Annotated in this window: 20 protein-coding genes; 5 read left to right on the top strand and 15 right to left on the bottom strand. The window is 38.3% G+C overall.

All coding sequences use genetic code 11. The annotated features are described in order from the left end of the window. Window positions 1-20: 20 nt before the first annotated feature. The 3 genes from upp to H7U17_RS01115 are packed head-to-tail and all read left to right on the top strand — an operon-like array spanning window position 21 to window position 2,060. Window positions 21-665 (top strand): uracil phosphoribosyltransferase, encoded by a 645-nt coding sequence (gene upp, locus H7U17_RS01125; RefSeq protein ID WP_186753928.1) that lies wholly within the window; start codon window positions 21-23, stop codon window positions 663-665. 7 nt (window positions 666-672) lie between these two features. Further along, window positions 673-1,602, top strand: a complete 930-nt coding sequence (locus tag H7U17_RS01120; protein ID WP_186753926.1) for a calcium/sodium antiporter — start codon at window positions 673-675, stop codon at window positions 1,600-1,602. Further along, on the top strand, window positions 1,602-2,060 hold the full coding sequence (locus H7U17_RS01115; protein ID WP_186753913.1) for a hypothetical protein: 459 nt from the start codon (window positions 1,602-1,604) through the stop codon (window positions 2,058-2,060). The genes H7U17_RS01120 and H7U17_RS01115 overlap by 1 nt, the downstream gene beginning before the upstream one ends. Here the strand turns inward: H7U17_RS01115 and sdaAA are convergent. The 5 genes from sdaAA to H7U17_RS01090 all read right to left on the bottom strand — a co-directional run bounded on the left by sdaAA (window position 2,049) and on the right by H7U17_RS01090 (window position 6,447). Beyond that, window positions 2,049-2,957 (bottom strand): L-serine ammonia-lyase, iron-sulfur-dependent, subunit alpha, encoded by a 909-nt coding sequence (gene sdaAA / locus H7U17_RS01110; RefSeq protein WP_186753911.1) that lies wholly within the window; start codon window positions 2,955-2,957, stop codon window positions 2,049-2,051. The two genes, H7U17_RS01115 and sdaAA, sit on opposite strands and share 12 nt — an antisense overlap. A 133-nt stretch (window positions 2,958-3,090) precedes the next feature. Beyond that, a complete protein-coding gene (locus H7U17_RS01105; protein WP_186753909.1) occupies window positions 3,091-4,050 on the bottom strand; it encodes an FKBP-type peptidyl-prolyl cis-trans isomerase in 960 nt (319 codons plus the stop codon). Window positions 4,051-4,066: 16 nt separating this feature from the next. After that, complete coding sequence (locus H7U17_RS01100) at window positions 4,067-5,428, bottom strand: outer membrane beta-barrel protein (RefSeq protein WP_186753907.1); 1,362 nt, start codon at window positions 5,426-5,428, stop codon at window positions 4,067-4,069. Beyond that, window positions 5,409-5,957, bottom strand: a complete 549-nt coding sequence (locus H7U17_RS01095; protein ID WP_186753905.1) for an RNA polymerase sigma factor — start codon at window positions 5,955-5,957, stop codon at window positions 5,409-5,411. Before H7U17_RS01095 ends, H7U17_RS01100 begins: the two co-directional genes overlap by 20 nt. Window positions 5,958-6,042: 85 nt before the next feature. Further along, window positions 6,043-6,447 carry an OsmC family protein gene (locus H7U17_RS01090; RefSeq protein WP_186753903.1) on the bottom strand — a complete coding sequence of 135 codons (405 nt, stop codon included), beginning with the start codon at window positions 6,445-6,447 and terminating at the stop codon, window positions 6,043-6,045. A gap of 68 nt (window positions 6,448-6,515) precedes the next feature. On the opposite strand from H7U17_RS01090, the gene H7U17_RS01085 reads away from it, so the two are divergent. Together H7U17_RS01085 and lipA are read left to right on the top strand one after the other, a co-directional pair. After that, window positions 6,516-7,247, top strand: coding sequence for a hypothetical protein (locus H7U17_RS01085; protein ID WP_186753901.1), 732 nt, complete (start codon window positions 6,516-6,518; stop codon window positions 7,245-7,247). A 59-nt stretch (window positions 7,248-7,306) separates the two neighbouring features. After that, complete coding sequence (gene lipA, locus H7U17_RS01080) at window positions 7,307-8,185, top strand: lipoyl synthase (protein WP_186753899.1); 879 nt, start codon at window positions 7,307-7,309, stop codon at window positions 8,183-8,185. Between the two features lie 60 nt (window positions 8,186-8,245). On the opposite strand, the gene atpG is transcribed toward lipA, so the two are convergent. From atpG to H7U17_RS01030, 10 genes are all read right to left on the bottom strand, one after another. Next, on the bottom strand, window positions 8,246-9,118 hold the full coding sequence (atpG, locus tag H7U17_RS01075) for an ATP synthase F1 subunit gamma (RefSeq protein WP_186753897.1): 873 nt from the start codon (window positions 9,116-9,118) through the stop codon (window positions 8,246-8,248). 62 nt (window positions 9,119-9,180) lie between these two features. After that, on the bottom strand, window positions 9,181-10,758 hold the full coding sequence (atpA, locus tag H7U17_RS01070; RefSeq protein WP_186753896.1) for a F0F1 ATP synthase subunit alpha: 1,578 nt from the start codon (window positions 10,756-10,758) through the stop codon (window positions 9,181-9,183). A 37-nt stretch (window positions 10,759-10,795) separates the two neighbouring features. Next, on the bottom strand, window positions 10,796-11,356 hold the full coding sequence (gene atpH, locus H7U17_RS01065) for an ATP synthase F1 subunit delta (RefSeq protein WP_186753894.1): 561 nt from the start codon (window positions 11,354-11,356) through the stop codon (window positions 10,796-10,798). Window positions 11,357-11,365: 9 nt separating this feature from the next. Continuing rightward, window positions 11,366-11,860, bottom strand: coding sequence for a F0F1 ATP synthase subunit B (locus tag H7U17_RS01060; protein WP_186753892.1), 495 nt, complete (start codon window positions 11,858-11,860; stop codon window positions 11,366-11,368). An 81-nt stretch (window positions 11,861-11,941) separates the two neighbouring features. Then, entirely contained in the window at window positions 11,942-12,199 is a 258-nt protein-coding gene (gene atpE / locus H7U17_RS01055; protein ID WP_186753890.1) for an ATP synthase F0 subunit C, read from the bottom strand. Between the two features lie 33 nt (window positions 12,200-12,232). Further along, window positions 12,233-13,255 (bottom strand): F0F1 ATP synthase subunit A, encoded by a 1,023-nt coding sequence (gene atpB / locus H7U17_RS01050; protein WP_186753888.1) that lies wholly within the window; start codon window positions 13,253-13,255, stop codon window positions 12,233-12,235. A gap of 19 nt (window positions 13,256-13,274) precedes the next feature. After that, the gene (locus tag H7U17_RS01045) at window positions 13,275-13,658 is read right to left on the bottom strand and encodes a hypothetical protein (RefSeq protein ID WP_186753887.1); all 384 of its coding nucleotides are present in this window, start codon (window positions 13,656-13,658) and stop codon (window positions 13,275-13,277) included. A gap of 54 nt (window positions 13,659-13,712) precedes the next feature. Further along, window positions 13,713-13,949, bottom strand: a complete 237-nt coding sequence (locus tag H7U17_RS20705; protein WP_186754880.1) for an AtpZ/AtpI family protein — start codon at window positions 13,947-13,949, stop codon at window positions 13,713-13,715. Beyond that, complete coding sequence (locus H7U17_RS01035; protein WP_186753885.1) at window positions 13,903-14,358, bottom strand: bactofilin family protein; 456 nt, start codon at window positions 14,356-14,358, stop codon at window positions 13,903-13,905. The genes H7U17_RS20705 and H7U17_RS01035 overlap by 47 nt, the downstream gene beginning before the upstream one ends. 2 nt (window positions 14,359-14,360) lie before the next feature. Then, window positions 14,361-15,245 carry a M23 family metallopeptidase gene (locus tag H7U17_RS01030; RefSeq protein ID WP_186753884.1) on the bottom strand — a complete coding sequence of 295 codons (885 nt, stop codon included), beginning with the start codon at window positions 15,243-15,245 and terminating at the stop codon, window positions 14,361-14,363. Window positions 15,246-15,385 lie beyond the last annotated feature (140 nt).

Genomic DNA, 15,385 nt, shown 5'->3' with positions numbered 1-15,385 from the left:
TTGCTTAACTTTGGCCTACCATGTTTATACTGAACCATCACGATTCCATAGCTCATCAATTTTTAGAGGGACTAAGAGATATTTCTGTCCAGAAAGACAGGCTTAAGTTTCGTACAAACCTTGAAAGATTGGGCCAAATTTTGGCTTATGAGATTTCAAAAACCTTATGCTATGAGGAACATACTATTTCTACTCCATTAGCAGAAACCCATTCCAAAAAGCTGCAGTCTCAACCAGTTTTAATATCTATACTGAGAGCTGCCATGCCATTTTACAATGGCTTCCTTAGTTTTTATGATGAAGCTGACAGTGGCTTTATTGGTGCTTACAGAAAAGAAAATGAGGGCGAAGAATTAAGCATCGAATTCAATTATCTTGCTGTTCCCTCTCTAGAAGAGAAGGAAGTGATCATTATTGACCCCATGTTGGCTACAGGAAAATCCTTAATCACCACAATACATCATTTACAGCAACATGGAAATCCAAAAAAAATCCATATTGCAGCAGCCATAGCAGCTCCAGAAGGAATAGATCATATAAAGGCGAACCTAAAAATCCCCTACGAGCTTTGGATAGGTGCTTTGGATGAAAAGTTAAATGACAAAGCTTATATCGTTCCTGGACTTGGTGATGCCGGCGATCTAAGTTTCGGACCTAAGTTATAGAATAATTGTGATCTACTTTTTATTGATTATCGGATTTGTCATCCTTTTGACAGGAGGAAAGGTATTAGTTGACGGAGCTTCGTCCATTGCAGCGAAACTTGGACTTAGCCCAAGCCTCATTGGGATGACTATAGTGGCATTTGGAACTTCTGCACCTGAGCTGTTAGTCAGTGTTACCGCTGCTTTAAAAGGCACAAATGATATTGCCATTGGAAATGTCATTGGCTCCAATATTTCCAATATTACATTGGTTCTGGGGATTACTGCAATAATCTACCCCATATTATTAAAATCAAGCACACTAAAATGGGACTTTAGCTTTACATTAATTTCAACTGTCCTCTTCTATTTACTGTCACTTAATAATATTATCAGTACCATTGAAGGACTTGTTCTTTTTACCCTATTAATATTTGTCAATTGGTTTCTCTTCAAAAAAGTAGATCACGATTTAGAAGAGTTCTCCGATGAAGACGCTGAAAAAGTCAAAAAGGAGCCAATATTGAAAGCCATCCTATTGGTATTGGCTGGTATTATCGGTTTATATTATGGTTCAGAATTATTGGTCAATAATTCCATTACTTTAGCAAAGGAATATGGAATTAGCGAACGAATAATTGGCGTAACCATCATTGCCATCGGGACAAGCCTTCCTGAGTTGGCCACCTCCGTTTTGGCAGCCATAAAAAAAGAGACGGATATTGCACTTGGTAATATTTTAGGGAGTAATTTGCAGAACATTCTATCCATCATAGGTGTTACATCTATTATAAAGCCCATTGAAGTAAGTGAGCTTTTTCTTAATAGCGACTTTCTTTGGATGATAGGGTTTACCCTGCTGCTTTTTCCACTGATGAGATCAGGATATAAGATAAGCCGTGGAGAAGGGGTACTGTTACTGGGGGCTTATGCTGTCTATTTAATATTTCTACTATAATGATAGAGTACATTTTACAGTTCTTGGCTATTTATATTGTCTGCCTATTTAAGTTTATTGGTGGGCCAGTATTGGGTACTGCGGCCGATTATACGGTAATAGAAATAGTATTTGTAACTGTATCTGGAATGATGACCAGTGTATTGATATTTACATTTTTAGGGGAATGGATCAAAGAAAAATGGGCCACCAAATCCAAAAAAAAACCTAAAAAATTCTCTTCAAAAAACAGAAAGATTATTCAAGTATGGCAAAAGTTTGGAGCATGGGGAGTTGCAGCAATCACCCCATTGATCCTTACTCCAATAGGTGGAACGATAGTAATGACTTCCTTTGGCGTAAAAAGAAGAAGGATTTTTTCCTATATGCTCATAAGTGCCATTTGCTGGTCTCTTTTCTTCGGCCTAACCATAAATAGACTTATGACCATTCCATTTTTGAATAATTTAATCGGCTGATTCATCATCCGGTAAAATCTCTATATCATTGATCAACACCTTCTTGGCTACACTTTTTCCTGTAAGTGTTGCTGCCAAGCCTCCCAAGGCGGTCTCTTTATATTTATTTTCCATACTGGCACCTACCTCCCCCATCGCTTCTACGCATTCATCCACAGGAATTACCCCACTGACATTCGCCAATGCAATTTGAGCAGAACTATTTGCAATGGCTGCAGCACTGGCATTTCTAACAACACAAGGCACTTCTACCAGGCCTGCTACAGGATCACAAATCAATCCCAACATACACTGAATAGTAATAGCTACTGCATTGAAGACCTGGTCTATATCACCGCCCAAGCAGTAAACCATTGCTCCAGAAGCCATTGCAGCTGCTGACCCCGTTTCAGCTTGACAACCTCCAACTGCTCCTGCCAAACTTGCATTTTGTTCTATCACTAAAGCGATCCCAGCTCCTACCAAGATACCTTCCAAAATTTTTCTATCATCTAATTGGTGAATCTCCTGGAGCGTGTACAAAGTACCCGGCAATATCCCTGAGGCTCCTGCCGTGGGGGCTGCTACCACCCTACCCATGCAGCTGTTGACCTCCTTCGCTGCAAGCGCCCTAGATACTAGCTTTTGAAACTCAGGTGACAATACGGCCAAGGGATGATTAAATACTTTCTTTGCTCCATCATTGATCATGCCTGATCTGGACTTCATTTCTTCTGCCAATCCTGTATTGACCGCTTCTTTCATTACTGAAAAAGCATTTTGTAGCCCTGACCATACATCTTCCTCGCACTTATCTCCTTGATCCATTTCATACTCCAGGACAGGCTCAAACAAATTAAGTTTTCTTTCCTCGCAATAGGACTTCCAACCTTTAAAGTCTTCAAATAAATAACTCATTTCAATCGGGTTTATATTTCAAGCAAATTTGGGAATTGAACTTCATAAAACAAATGATCAAACCTTAATAAAAAATAAAAAAGCCTTTTGGGAAAGATCCCAAAAGGCTTTTACAAATCATACCAATCACTTATTAATTGATTCCAGTTACTTTGGCCTTAAAAAGAATTGGCTCAAATGGTTTTACCACACTGTTTAAATATCCCATTTCAAAATATTGACCTCTTATCTCTTTGGGAATCACCTGTGCAGTTACTTGATAGGCTTGACTAGACGGAGCAATGACCTCAACTTCTGCATCCTCATGTAAATCATTGAGCCCTATATTTAAGAAACCCATATTATCAGTATCCCCTAAAGTTGTGGTTAATGGATTGCTTTCCATTTTTGAGAAGGGATCCTCTTCGCCTAATTGAAATAGCTCATAAGTAAATGAAACATCATTTCCATTCTTGCTTTTATCCGTAGAAACGTCTCCTTCATCCACCACTTTCACATAAACTCCACTCTCTTTCATCACGAAACCCTCTAGCTCATTTTCTGAAATATATGCATTAATCATATCGTCCTCGATTGCATCCACTTCCTGTTCAGGATAAATCTTAGCAAAAGTGACCTTAATGATCATATTGGTATGCGCTTGGAATAATTGCCCATACCCAAAATCTCCAAAGGCATTATAAGACGGTACATATAAGGTCAAGGTCTCTCCGACATTGGACAAACCTACGGCTAAATTGATAGCTAAAGGCGCTAGGGTCTGTCTGCTGATATCATATTGAAAGATAACCGGCTCTCCATCAGCTTCCGTATGAGCACCAATAAAGGAGCCATCCAAGCTTTCCATTTCATAATAGATTCCTATAATATCTCCATCATTGAGTTTGGCACCATCTTCATTCTCCACATCTTTTTTATAATAATAACCGGCAGTAGTCTCTGTTGCATCAATCCCATTGGCACTAATATATTCAGAAAGAATTTGATCGTCTCTCTTCTTATTTTTTTCAAATTCCGTCTCTTTTTCCTGCAGGCAAGAAAACATCATTGCACTCATCGAAAGTGCTAAAACTGTAGTCAAAAATCTTTTCATCGTTGGTAAGTTTAATTTATTTTTTGAATTGAAAATTCATTCGTAAGTTGACTCCTCCTATGGAAAACTGCTGATTGGTGAAAGTCAAATTTCCCAGTGGAAGTTTATAAAAGGGTTCTATCGAAAGAAATGTTCCGTTTGTCAGGTTATATTCATAACCAAAGGACAGGTTGAGCATTTTCCCTAAATCCACATTTGAATCACCAGATCCTGGACTATAACTTTCCGTGTATTCTTGAACCGTACTAGCAAACTGAAGATCCCCTACTGCATTGCTGGTAAACTTTGAATCTACTGAAAAAGTCTCACTTCCCTCTTGATCCAAATATACCATGCTGGAAAGCCCTGTTATGAGGTACATATTAGTATTCTTCTTATCCAGTACCTTATACTTTAAGTTGATCGGAATATCCAAACCTGAATAACTCAAAGTATACTCTGATCCTATATAGTCATTGGTAAAAGAATTGGCGTCAGCAGCCATAGAGGCCCTCATGGTCATAGCTTCAGGAAGCTCAGCACTGCTGTTGGCTTCTATATTTTGACGAGCATAAGTAACACCTACATCAATTTTAAGTTTATTACTTAAAGAAAATTCAGATATTACACCACCGCTAAACTGCATACCTGAAACTTGATTGGAAGCTGATTGTGGTCCACCTATCACGCCGATTCTAAAAGGGTTGTGTTCTCTTTTCCTTTTTATAATTGTTTCAGAGTTAGTTTTCCCATCATCGTCTCCATTTTTCCATTTCTCTACCCAAGCTTGTGCATCTACCTCATCTAACTGCTCTGTCTGGACTTCATTAGAAAAAGCTATTCCAGTATTTAAATCATGCTCTATATGCTCTGGGATCAAGTTAATTTCGGGAAGCTCAAATGCCAAGGGAGATAGATCGAAAGCTATCTTATTGTCAATATTATGCGCTCTTTCCCCTTGAATTTTCTGCTGTTCAGTAATCATTCCGGTTTCATTAGCGGAAGAAACTGAAACATCATTATCAGAAGCTATTGGTCTAGCGGGTTCCTGAACCTTTTGTTCAAATGCATCAGCCAAACGAGATTCATCTTCTATCACAGACGGCACCTCATCCACATTTTTAGGAGCTAAGCCTCTAATAATGGCAGGTTCTTCTCTCATTGCTGTCAAACTTTCATCTATCTCTTTCTCAAAAGGCAGGAAGAAGAAAAGCAACAATAAGGAAGCTGCAATCCCGGAAACCCAAAAAGGCCAATAAGCTATCCGCTTCCTTTTCTTAGGTTTATTAAAATAGGCATGAGAGAACTTTTCCCACTCACCTGGGGCAAAGGGCTCCTCATAATCTTGGAAGGAGTCCCTGATCTTCTCCACAAGTCGTTTATCGAATTGCTCCTTCATCTTTTATTTTATTTAACTCAATTATCTTATTTCTTAATCTTTGCTTAGCCCTAGCCAAATACGTCCTACTTGTACTGGCAGGAATAGCGAGCTCTTCACCAATCTCATTATGCGAATAACCCTCTATTTCATACATATTGAAAATCACCCTCATGACTTCCGGCAATTCCCTTAAAGCCATTAATATGTCCTCTCTGGACAATTCATCGATTATATTGGGGTCATAGCTTTCCGCACTAGCCTTTTCAATATCCATAGCGGCATAATGCTTCAAGTTCTTCCTGTAACTATCTATAGCAGTATTGATGACAATTCTTCTAAACCAAGCCTTGAATGAACTAGAATCAGAATATTGATCCAATCGGTCAAAAGCCTTCATAAAACTATCATTAACAATTTCACAGGCTTCTTCCCTTGAATTCGAATACCTCAGACCAATACTCATAGCATAGCCATAGAAATGCTTATAAAGCGTTTCTAAAGCTTTGGGCTGACCCCGTTTGGCTTCCTCAATTAATTGTTGATCCAAATGAATGGCTTTTTATGCTATGCTTACTAATAAGACGGAGAGAGAAAAAAAAATGCTACACCTACTTCTAAAAAATTGCATTAAATTAAAAATTAAAATTAATGGTTTGCTTTACCTCATCAGATAAACTCAGTGCAACAGGGCAAGTCTTTGCGGCATTTTTTAGCTTCTGCAAAATCTTCTCATCCTCCAAAGGATGATCCCAATTAAAGTCAATAACAATTTCCTTTATTTTTCTAGGTTGATCATTCATGATCTTTGTCACCTCCCAATTCAAGCCCTCCAGAGGCACATTTTCCCTATTAGCCACAATTCCCATAATAGTAACCATACAACTTCCCAAAGCAGAAGCAACCAAATCCGTTGGTGAGAAAAATTCACCTTTGCCATTATTATCCACAGGAGCATCAGTAATAATTTCGTTTCCAGATTGAATATGCTCAGCTTGCGTTCGGAGATTTCCAGGGTAGTAACTTTTAATAGTAGCCATAAACCTTTATTTTTATATATAGTTTGTTAACTTAAACAACAAAATTAGCGTTAAATTTCTTAGGAAATATGGCAAAAGAAACAAAATATCTTTTAATCCTACTATTATGGGCATGTCCGCTTCTATTGATGGCACAGGGTCGTGAAGCGGGAGATTATGACTATGATAAGGAAATTCTATTTGGAGTCAATAAAAACACCAATGGAGGTCTTATTGGAGGCCTATATCTAAAAATTGGGTCTAGAATAAATGAAGAGAACTTTCAGTTTTTCTCTTTAGAGCTGGCCAACGTCAAAAATCCTAGGGAAAGCAGATATACTACTGGACTTGGAAACAGTTTCATCTATGGTAAATCAAATTACCTATATAGCGTACGCCCCCAATACGGTAGAGAATTGATCCTTTTCAAAAAAGCACCTCAAAAAGGTGTTCAAATATCAGTTCTTTCAGCAATAGGTCCTACCATAGGTGTAGTCGCGCCCTATTATATAGAGTATTCCACAGTAAGAACAGAAGTTTCAAGGGCTCAATATGATCCGGAGATCCACCAAACCCTAAATTACTTTTTAGGGCCAGGAAGATTATTTGAAGGTATTGGAGAGTCGGAATTAGCTATAGGTGCCAATGCAAAAGCTGCTTTATCATTTGAGTTTGGCGTATTTAAATCAAATGTCACTGGAGTGGAACTAGGCTATCAATTAGAAGGTTTTACTAAAGAAATAGAACTCATGCCCACTGTAGAGAACCGTCAGGTTTTTCAATCAGTGTATTTTACTTTGTTCTATGGTTTCAGGAAATAGAGTACAAATTGGTTTTGAATATGTAAAACCTTAATTTCGCGTTAAGTTAAGATAGAGAGATGATTGAACTACCCGTAATTTCAGAAGAGTCCAAAAAACGCAAAAAGCCAGATTGGTTGAGAGTTAAACTTCCTGTTGGTAAGGAATATGCGAATGTAAGAAAACTCGTAGACGAACATAAATTACATACCATCTGCGAAAGTGGTAATTGTCCAAATATGGGTGAATGTTGGGGAGCTGGAACAGCTACCTTTATGATCCTTGGAAATGTATGTACCAGATCTTGTTCTTTCTGCGCAGTAGCCACAGGACGCCCACCTGAATATGACCAAGATGAGCCCAGAAGAGTAGCTGAGGCCATTCACCTAATGAAGGTAAAGCATGCTGTACTTACTTCTGTAAACCGAGATGAGTTAAAAGATAGAGGGGCAGAAATATGGTATCAAACCGTTATAGAAACTAAAAAACTATCACCTGAAACTACTATTGAAACCTTGATCCCCGATGTTAAATCAAATTGGGATGCTTTGTACAGGATGATCGATGGTGGACAGGAAGTAGTTTCTCATAATATGGAAACTGTGGAGAGCCTTTATCGCAGGGTAAGACCTCAAGCAAAGTATTACAGATCCCTTGAACAAATAAAACTTACCAAAGAATACGGTAAGAGAACCAAAACAGGTATCATGTTGGGGTTAGGAGAAACTAAAGAAGAAGTTTATAAAGCCATGGATGACCTTGCTGAACACGGCTGTGACATCCTAACTTTGGGACAATATCTTCAGCCAACTAAAATGCACATCGAAGTTGCTGAATTTATTCATCCTGACCTGTTTGATCATTACAGAGAAGAAGGTCTTAAAAGAGGCCTCAAATATGTGGAATCAGGACCTTTGGTTAGATCATCCTACCATGCTGAAAGACACGTTAATGTATAAAACAAAAAAACTCTCCATTTTCATGGAGAGTTTTTTTGTTTGCTTTACTTTCTATTTTTCTTAATTGCTTCCCAATGCTTCCGCACCAGCAACAATCTCAAGTATTTCATTTGTAATAGCTGCTTGACGAGTTCTATTATACATCAATTTCAGTTCCTTAAGTAACTCACCAGCATTCTCTGTTGCCTTATCCATTGCGGTCATCCTAGCACCATGTTCAGAAGCATTACTTTCCAAAACAGCTTTGTAGAATTGTATCTTCAATGAAGTTGGGACCAAGTCTTGTATTATGTACTCTCTAGATGGTTCCATGATATAGTCAACAGTAGTTGCAGCTGATTCTTCAGAAGCTTCTTGCTCCATTGGTAGAAATTGTTCATTTCTAACAATCTGAGTAGCTACATTTTTGAATTCATTATACACCAATACCACCTTATCATAGGTGCCGTCAGTGAATCCTTCCATCGCGTGCTCAGCTGCTTCTCTCACAGCATCAAAAGACACATCAGAAAACACATCGGAATAAGTATCTACCAATTTGAAGTCCTGCTTTTTGAAGGTATCTAAAGCCTTTTTCCCTAAAGGAAGTACTGTGATATTCTTTCCTGCAAACTCAGTATTGATGGCAGCCATACTGGCTTTGATGATATTAGTATTAAAAGCACCACATAGGCCTTTGTCAGAAGTTACAGGAACGATAAGTACATTGTTTACCTCTCGCTTTTCAGCATATACCAAATCGCTGCTACCCTCATTTCCAGAAGAAACATTATTAAGAATGGCAGTTAATTTCTGAGAATAAGGACGCATTTGGGTAATTTTATCCTGAGCTCTCCTAAGCTTTGCCGCAGCCACCATTTTCATAGCTTTGGTGATTTGCTGAGTAGAAACTACGGAGTTGATCCTTTCTTTTACTTCCTTTAAGTTAGCCATATTTACTAATAGAGAATATAGGATTCCACTTCCCTATCTGAATAGAGAAGTGGATATATAAATTATTTTGCGTACTTAGGTGTAAGTTCTTTTGCTGCTTTTTCCAACAACTTACCAGCGGTATCCAAGTCACCTTTTTTCAAAGCTGTCAATGAATCTTGATACTGGCTTGTCAATAGGTTATAGAATTCTTTTTCAAATTCTCTAGCTCTTTCAACTGGTACAGCATCCATCAATCCTTTCGTAGAAGCGTAAATAATGGCTGCTTGAAGTTCTACTCTCACTGGAGAGTATTGATTTTGTTTCAAAATCTCCTGGTTTCTACGACCTCTCTCAATAGTTCTCTTGGTAGTTGCATCAAGGTCAGAACCAAACTTAGCAAATGCTTCCAGTTCACGGAACTGAGCCTGGTCAAGCTTAAGCGTACCAGAAACCTTTTTCATTGATTTGATCTGAGCATTACCTCCTACCCTTGACACGGAAATACCAACGTTAATAGCAGGGCGGATACCAGCATTAAACAAGTTGGTTTCCAAGAAAATCTGACCATCAGTAATAGAGATCACATTGGTAGGTATATAGGCTGAAACGTCACCTGCTTGAGTTTCAATAATTGGAAGGGCAGTCAAAGATCCACCACCTTTTACCAATGGCTTGATAGACTCAGGAAGATCGTTCATTTCTTTTGCGATAGCATCCGAAGAATTCACTTTCGCTGCTCTCTCTAATAATCTTGAGTGAAGGTAGAATACATCACCAGGATATGCTTCACGTCCTGGAGGTCTTCTTAGAAGTAGAGATACTTCACGATAAGCTACGGCTTGCTTAGAAAGGTCATCATAAACAACCAAAGCAGGACGTCCTGTATCTCTGAAGAACTCACCAATAGCAGCACCAGTAAATGGCGCAAAGAACTGCATCGGAGCTGGATCAGCTGCAGAAGCAGAAACTACTACTGTGTACGGTAGGGCACCGCCTTTTTCCAAAGCAGCAACAACACCTGCTACTGTAGAAGCCTTCTGACCTATGGCTACATAAATACAGAATACAGCCTCACCTTTATCATAAAATTCTTTTTGGTTAAGAATGGTATCGATGGCTACAGCAGTCTTACCTGTCTGACGGTCACCAATAATCAATTCTCTCTGCCCTCTTCCGATTGGAATCATGGCATCGATCGATTTGATACCTGTCTGAAGTGGCTCATTAACCGGCTGACGATAGATTACACCAGGAGCCTTACGTTCCAAAGGCATATCATATAGATCACCTTCCAATGGTCCTTTTCCGTCAATTGGCTGACCAAGAGTATCTACTACTCTACCCAACATGCCTTCACCTACTTTGATAGAGGCAATTTGCTTGGTTCTTTTTACAGTATCACCTTCTTTAACTCCCTTAGAGTCACCGAAAAGTACTGCACCAACATTGTCTTCTTCTAGGTTAAGTACCATTGCTTTAAGTCCACTATCAAACTCAAGCAACTCACCAGATTGGGCTTTTGATAGTCCGTAAATTCTGGCTACACCATCACCAACTTGTAGGACGGTACCTACTTCTTCCAGTTCAGCTTCAGTTTTAGCGCCAGAGAGTTGTTCTCTCAATATCGCCGAAACTTCATCAGGTCTTACTTCTGCCATTCTTGAATATAGTTATATTGTTTTTGCTATGTTATTTTTAAAACTGTTTTTCGAAATGATTATTCGAAAACTCAAGTCGAAGTGCCTTAAGTTTACTAGCCATGGTTTCATCCAACTGACGATCATTGACTTTCAACACAAACCCTCCTATTATATCTTTATCGATCTTTTCTACCAACTCCACTTTACTCCTTCCGGAGATCTCTTTGACAGCTGCTTCGAATTGCTTTCTCATCGAATCATCTATCTTAAAAGTGGTTGTAAGATCGGCAACTTGTATATCCTTATGATCATTGTATTGCTCATGGTATTCAGTTGCGATCTCTGGCAATAGATTTTCCCTGTTCTTTTTAGACAGTATGGTATAAAAAGACAAAGTTAGCTCTTGGGCTGATTTTGAAAACAACTCCTTAATAACCTTAAGCTTAAGTTCAGATTTATGGATTGGACTCTTCAATAAAAGTCCAAAATCCCTACTTGACCCAACCAAAGAAAGAAGTTGTTGCATGTCTTGGTGTACTTCTTCAAGTACTCCTTTTTCTACTGCCAATTCTATCAAAGACTTGGCATATCGAGAAGCGACTCTTTTTGCTGACATTTTCTTTGGTTAATTTAACTTAAGATCTTTTACAAACTCCTCTACCAACTCTTTTTGCTCTTTTTCAGTATCTAGTTTTTTACGCAACAATTTCTCTGTTACGTCCAAAGCCAAAGAAGCCACTTGGTTCTTTACTTCGGTCAAAGCTGCTTTTTTCTCTGTTTCAATTACCGCTTTAGCATCTTCGATCATTTTTGCACCTGCAGTAGAAGCTTCTTCTTTTGCCTGCTCGATTAGCTTAGCAGAAGTTTCATTAGCAGTTTTTAAAATCTGATCCCTTTCAAGCCTTGCTTCCTGAAGCAATTTTTCATTTTCAGCTTTAAGGTTAGCCATTTCATTTCTGGCATTTTCCGCAGCCTTAAGAGCTCCCTCGATGGCACTTTCACGCTCTTCTAGAGCCGAAAGAATTGGTTTCCACGCAAATTTACCTAGGATAATCAATAAAATCCCAAAACCAATAATTTGCCAAATGATTAATCCAGAACCAGGAATTATAAGATCCATCTATATTAAATTTTAATTTGTTTTGTCCAAATTTTAAAAGGAGGGGACAAACCTAACATTTGCCCCCGTTCTTTGTACTTCTTAGAAAGTGATGTTCTCGTTAAGAGCAATAAGTAGACAAACTACTACCGCAAATAGGGAAACCACTTCAATAAGGGCAGCAATAATCAACATGGCAGTTTGGATTTTACCAGCTGCTTCAGGTTGTCTTGCAATACCTTCCATAGCCTGACCACCGATTCTACCGATACCAAGACCTGCGCCTATCGCTACAATTCCAGCACCGATACCAGCACCCAAAAGGGCGATGCCAGCAGTCAATAATAATGAAGTTAACATACGTGTTATTATTTATAAATTGAACAAAGAAATTTAATGATCATGATGTTCTGCTACCGCTGAACCTATATACATGGCAGAGAACAATGTAAATACATAAGCCTGAATGGTCGCCACCAACAATTCAATCAAGTTGATAAACACTACCATCACAGTACTCGCAACACCAACGGCATAAGATTCAAAAACGAATATCAAACCGATGAAACTAAGGATTACAATATGGCCCGCTGTGATCGCAACAAAAAGTCGGACCATCAAGGCAAACGGCTTAGTAAACAAACCGATAATTTCTACTGGTACAATTACTGCAAGAAGTGGCCATGGCACACCTGGAGTGGCAACCACGTGCTTCCAATAATCTTTGTTTCCATTAAGGTTGGTAGCAAAAAAGGTGAATACGGCTAGGGTCATTGTCACCGCAATATTACCTGTCAGGTTGGCCGCACCTGGCACTAAGCCAAGCAAGTTCCCAATCCAGATAAAGAAAAATATAGTCAATAAATATGGTGTAAATTTCTTGTATTTGGGACCAATATTTGGCTTAGCCACTTCATCCCTCACAAACAACACCAAAGGTTCTATAAACGAAGCAATTCCTTTCGGTGCCCCATTTGGATTTCTTTTGTAATTTCTAACAGCTGAAAACACTAAGAAAAACACAACAGCAAGAACTATTATTAGCATCGCCACGTTCTTAGTTATCGAAAGATCAATATAAGACCTACTTTCATCTACAGCATGTAGCTTGTCATGTTCATTGATATAATAACCATTGTGCTCAACCCCGAACTTATGCGTCTCGTGATCTTGAAAATCCGAAGAAGAATAAAACTCAAGCCCACGGTCAGCTGAATAAATAATCACAGGCAAAGGCAATGTCACATGGGTATGCCCCATTGTAGCAAAGTGCCACTCATGCGAATCCTTGATATGGTGCATGATGAAACCTGTCTTATTTTCTCCGCCTTCCTCAGAAGAGGCAAAAGTCGCAGTTGAAACTACCAGTAAAAACACTGATAACAAGGTGCTTATGCACAGAAACTTACGAAACATCAACTAATTTATTATAGACCTACTTAGAATGAGGGCGCAAGTTAGTTATTAAGCTGTATATATCAAACAACAAATACAACAAATAGATCACAAAGAAGTCAGCAAAAAACAAAATCTTAGCATCCAACTTTGTGAAAAGCACAATAGCAATAAAAATCAAACTGGCCAAAAACCTAAGAATAGTAGCTCCCAAGGTTATAGCTACAGAATTTTCTTCTGATTGTTTTAGCAAGAATTGAATCAACTGCCCACTCAACAACATCAGTACAAAATAAAAAATAATAATCTGCCAAACCCTAGGATGAATCACGTTGGGCAAGAAATATTGTAGTATCAAAGTTAAAACTACAATAAACAGGGTTAGCACCACCAATGCCCCTACATGCGACTTAATAAACCTCATTTCTATTAATTTTTATTGGCCGCAAAAATAAAACAATATTTCGGGCTTTCCGCTTTAATCCTGTTTCATGGATTTAAATAAGCTGTAAAAAGCAATGACGATAGACACAAAACAAAAAAGAAGAAGCCAAACAGGGAATTTTATTTGGCTTTTCTCTTGCACCTTCAAGCCTAGCCAAGTGCCAAAACCTATTATGGCACACATCTGAAAGGCTAGGCCGATATATTTAACGTACTCAGGATAATTATCCTGCGACAACTTCTTTTCCTTTTTTTGCTCCTGCTTTTTCATCATTAGCCACACCATTCTTTTTTAAGGTGTTGGAATTATCAGAAGATTCCATTTCGTTCATCTTACAGATTCCATTGAATACAGCTCCATTTTCTATAATCAGCTTCTTCGTATAGATATCTCCATCAATAACTGCTGATTTTTTCAAATACAAAATCTCTGTACATTTTATAGTCCCAACTATTCGACCTGCTATCTCAGCCTCCTTAGTCTCTACATTACCTTCCAAAAGTGCCGATTCGCCAATAACAATTTTAGTTTTAGAATTCAGGGTCCCTTCTACCGTGCCCTCAATTCTAATATTTCCAAAGGTGATGATATCCCCTTTAATGGTGGTTTCTTTGGCAATGACATTGCTGGAGTTCACCATCTCCGCAACTGATTTTTTTTCTTCTCCTTTAGTAAACATATTTAATCGAAGGTTATAAATTCTTGTGGATTTAAAGGATTTCCTTTATACCATAGTTCAAAATGTAAGTGCTGGCCTGTAGTTTGCTCTCCTGTATTACCCACCACAGATATGACTTCGCCACCACTTACCGGTTCACCGACTGACTTCAATAATACCGAATTATGCTTATATATTGAAATCAATTCGTTCGAATGCTGTATTCCGATCACATAACCTGTTTCCAGTGTCCAGCTGGCAATGATCACCGTCCCATCTGCCACTGATTTTACAGGTTCATTTTCCTCTGACACCAAGTCCACTCCATAATGATCCTCGGTCAGATCAAAACTACTTGTCACTACACCCTTTAGCGGAGAGAAAAAATAAGTCTCTGTAAAAGAGCTATTGGAAATTCGCTCAAAACTCCCCTCTCCAGGGGGCATCGCTTCAAATTCTTCTATCACCTTTTTTGAAGCCTCTCCCTTTTTAAACAAATCCTCATCCCTTGGGGTGCTGAAAGCTATACTATTTTGATTTACCGAATCATCATTGGCAACAACTGATGAATCAGAAACATATTCTCCAGCAATAATCTGTTGAATATTTTTTATGTATTTATCCTTTGCCGCTGACTCTAGCATCAATGAATCAACAGTTTGAGAAAGGGCAAAAATCTTTTTCATATTTTCCGACTCCTGATATCCCGGATCAAACCAACTAGCCAAAATGGTTTTGGTCATAATCAAAGAAATAAGGAAAAAGCATAATAAGGTAAAAACAAGGATAAAACCAAATTTAACCTTATTGATACTTAAAGAAGTGATCACTGAAAAGTCCTCTTCCCTTCTTATCACAAAGAGGTACTTATCATCAATCCATTTTCTAATCTTCTGTTGTAGGCTCAAGAGTTCGTTATTTTCCCAGTTTATTAAGTTACAAAAATATAATATTAAACCGTAGCGTTTACATTATTGATTCAAAAGCACTAATTTGGGATTTTATAACAATAATGAAAATGTGAAAGTGAGAAATCATTCCTATTTAT

Source organism: Echinicola salinicaeni, from assembly GCF_014280965.1.
In the GTDB taxonomy this organism is placed as follows: Bacteria; Bacteroidota; Bacteroidia; order Cytophagales; family Cyclobacteriaceae; genus Echinicola; species Echinicola salinicaeni.
Note: the sequence above shows the minus strand (reverse complement) of the source record. Positions and strands in the feature narration are given on the sequence as shown.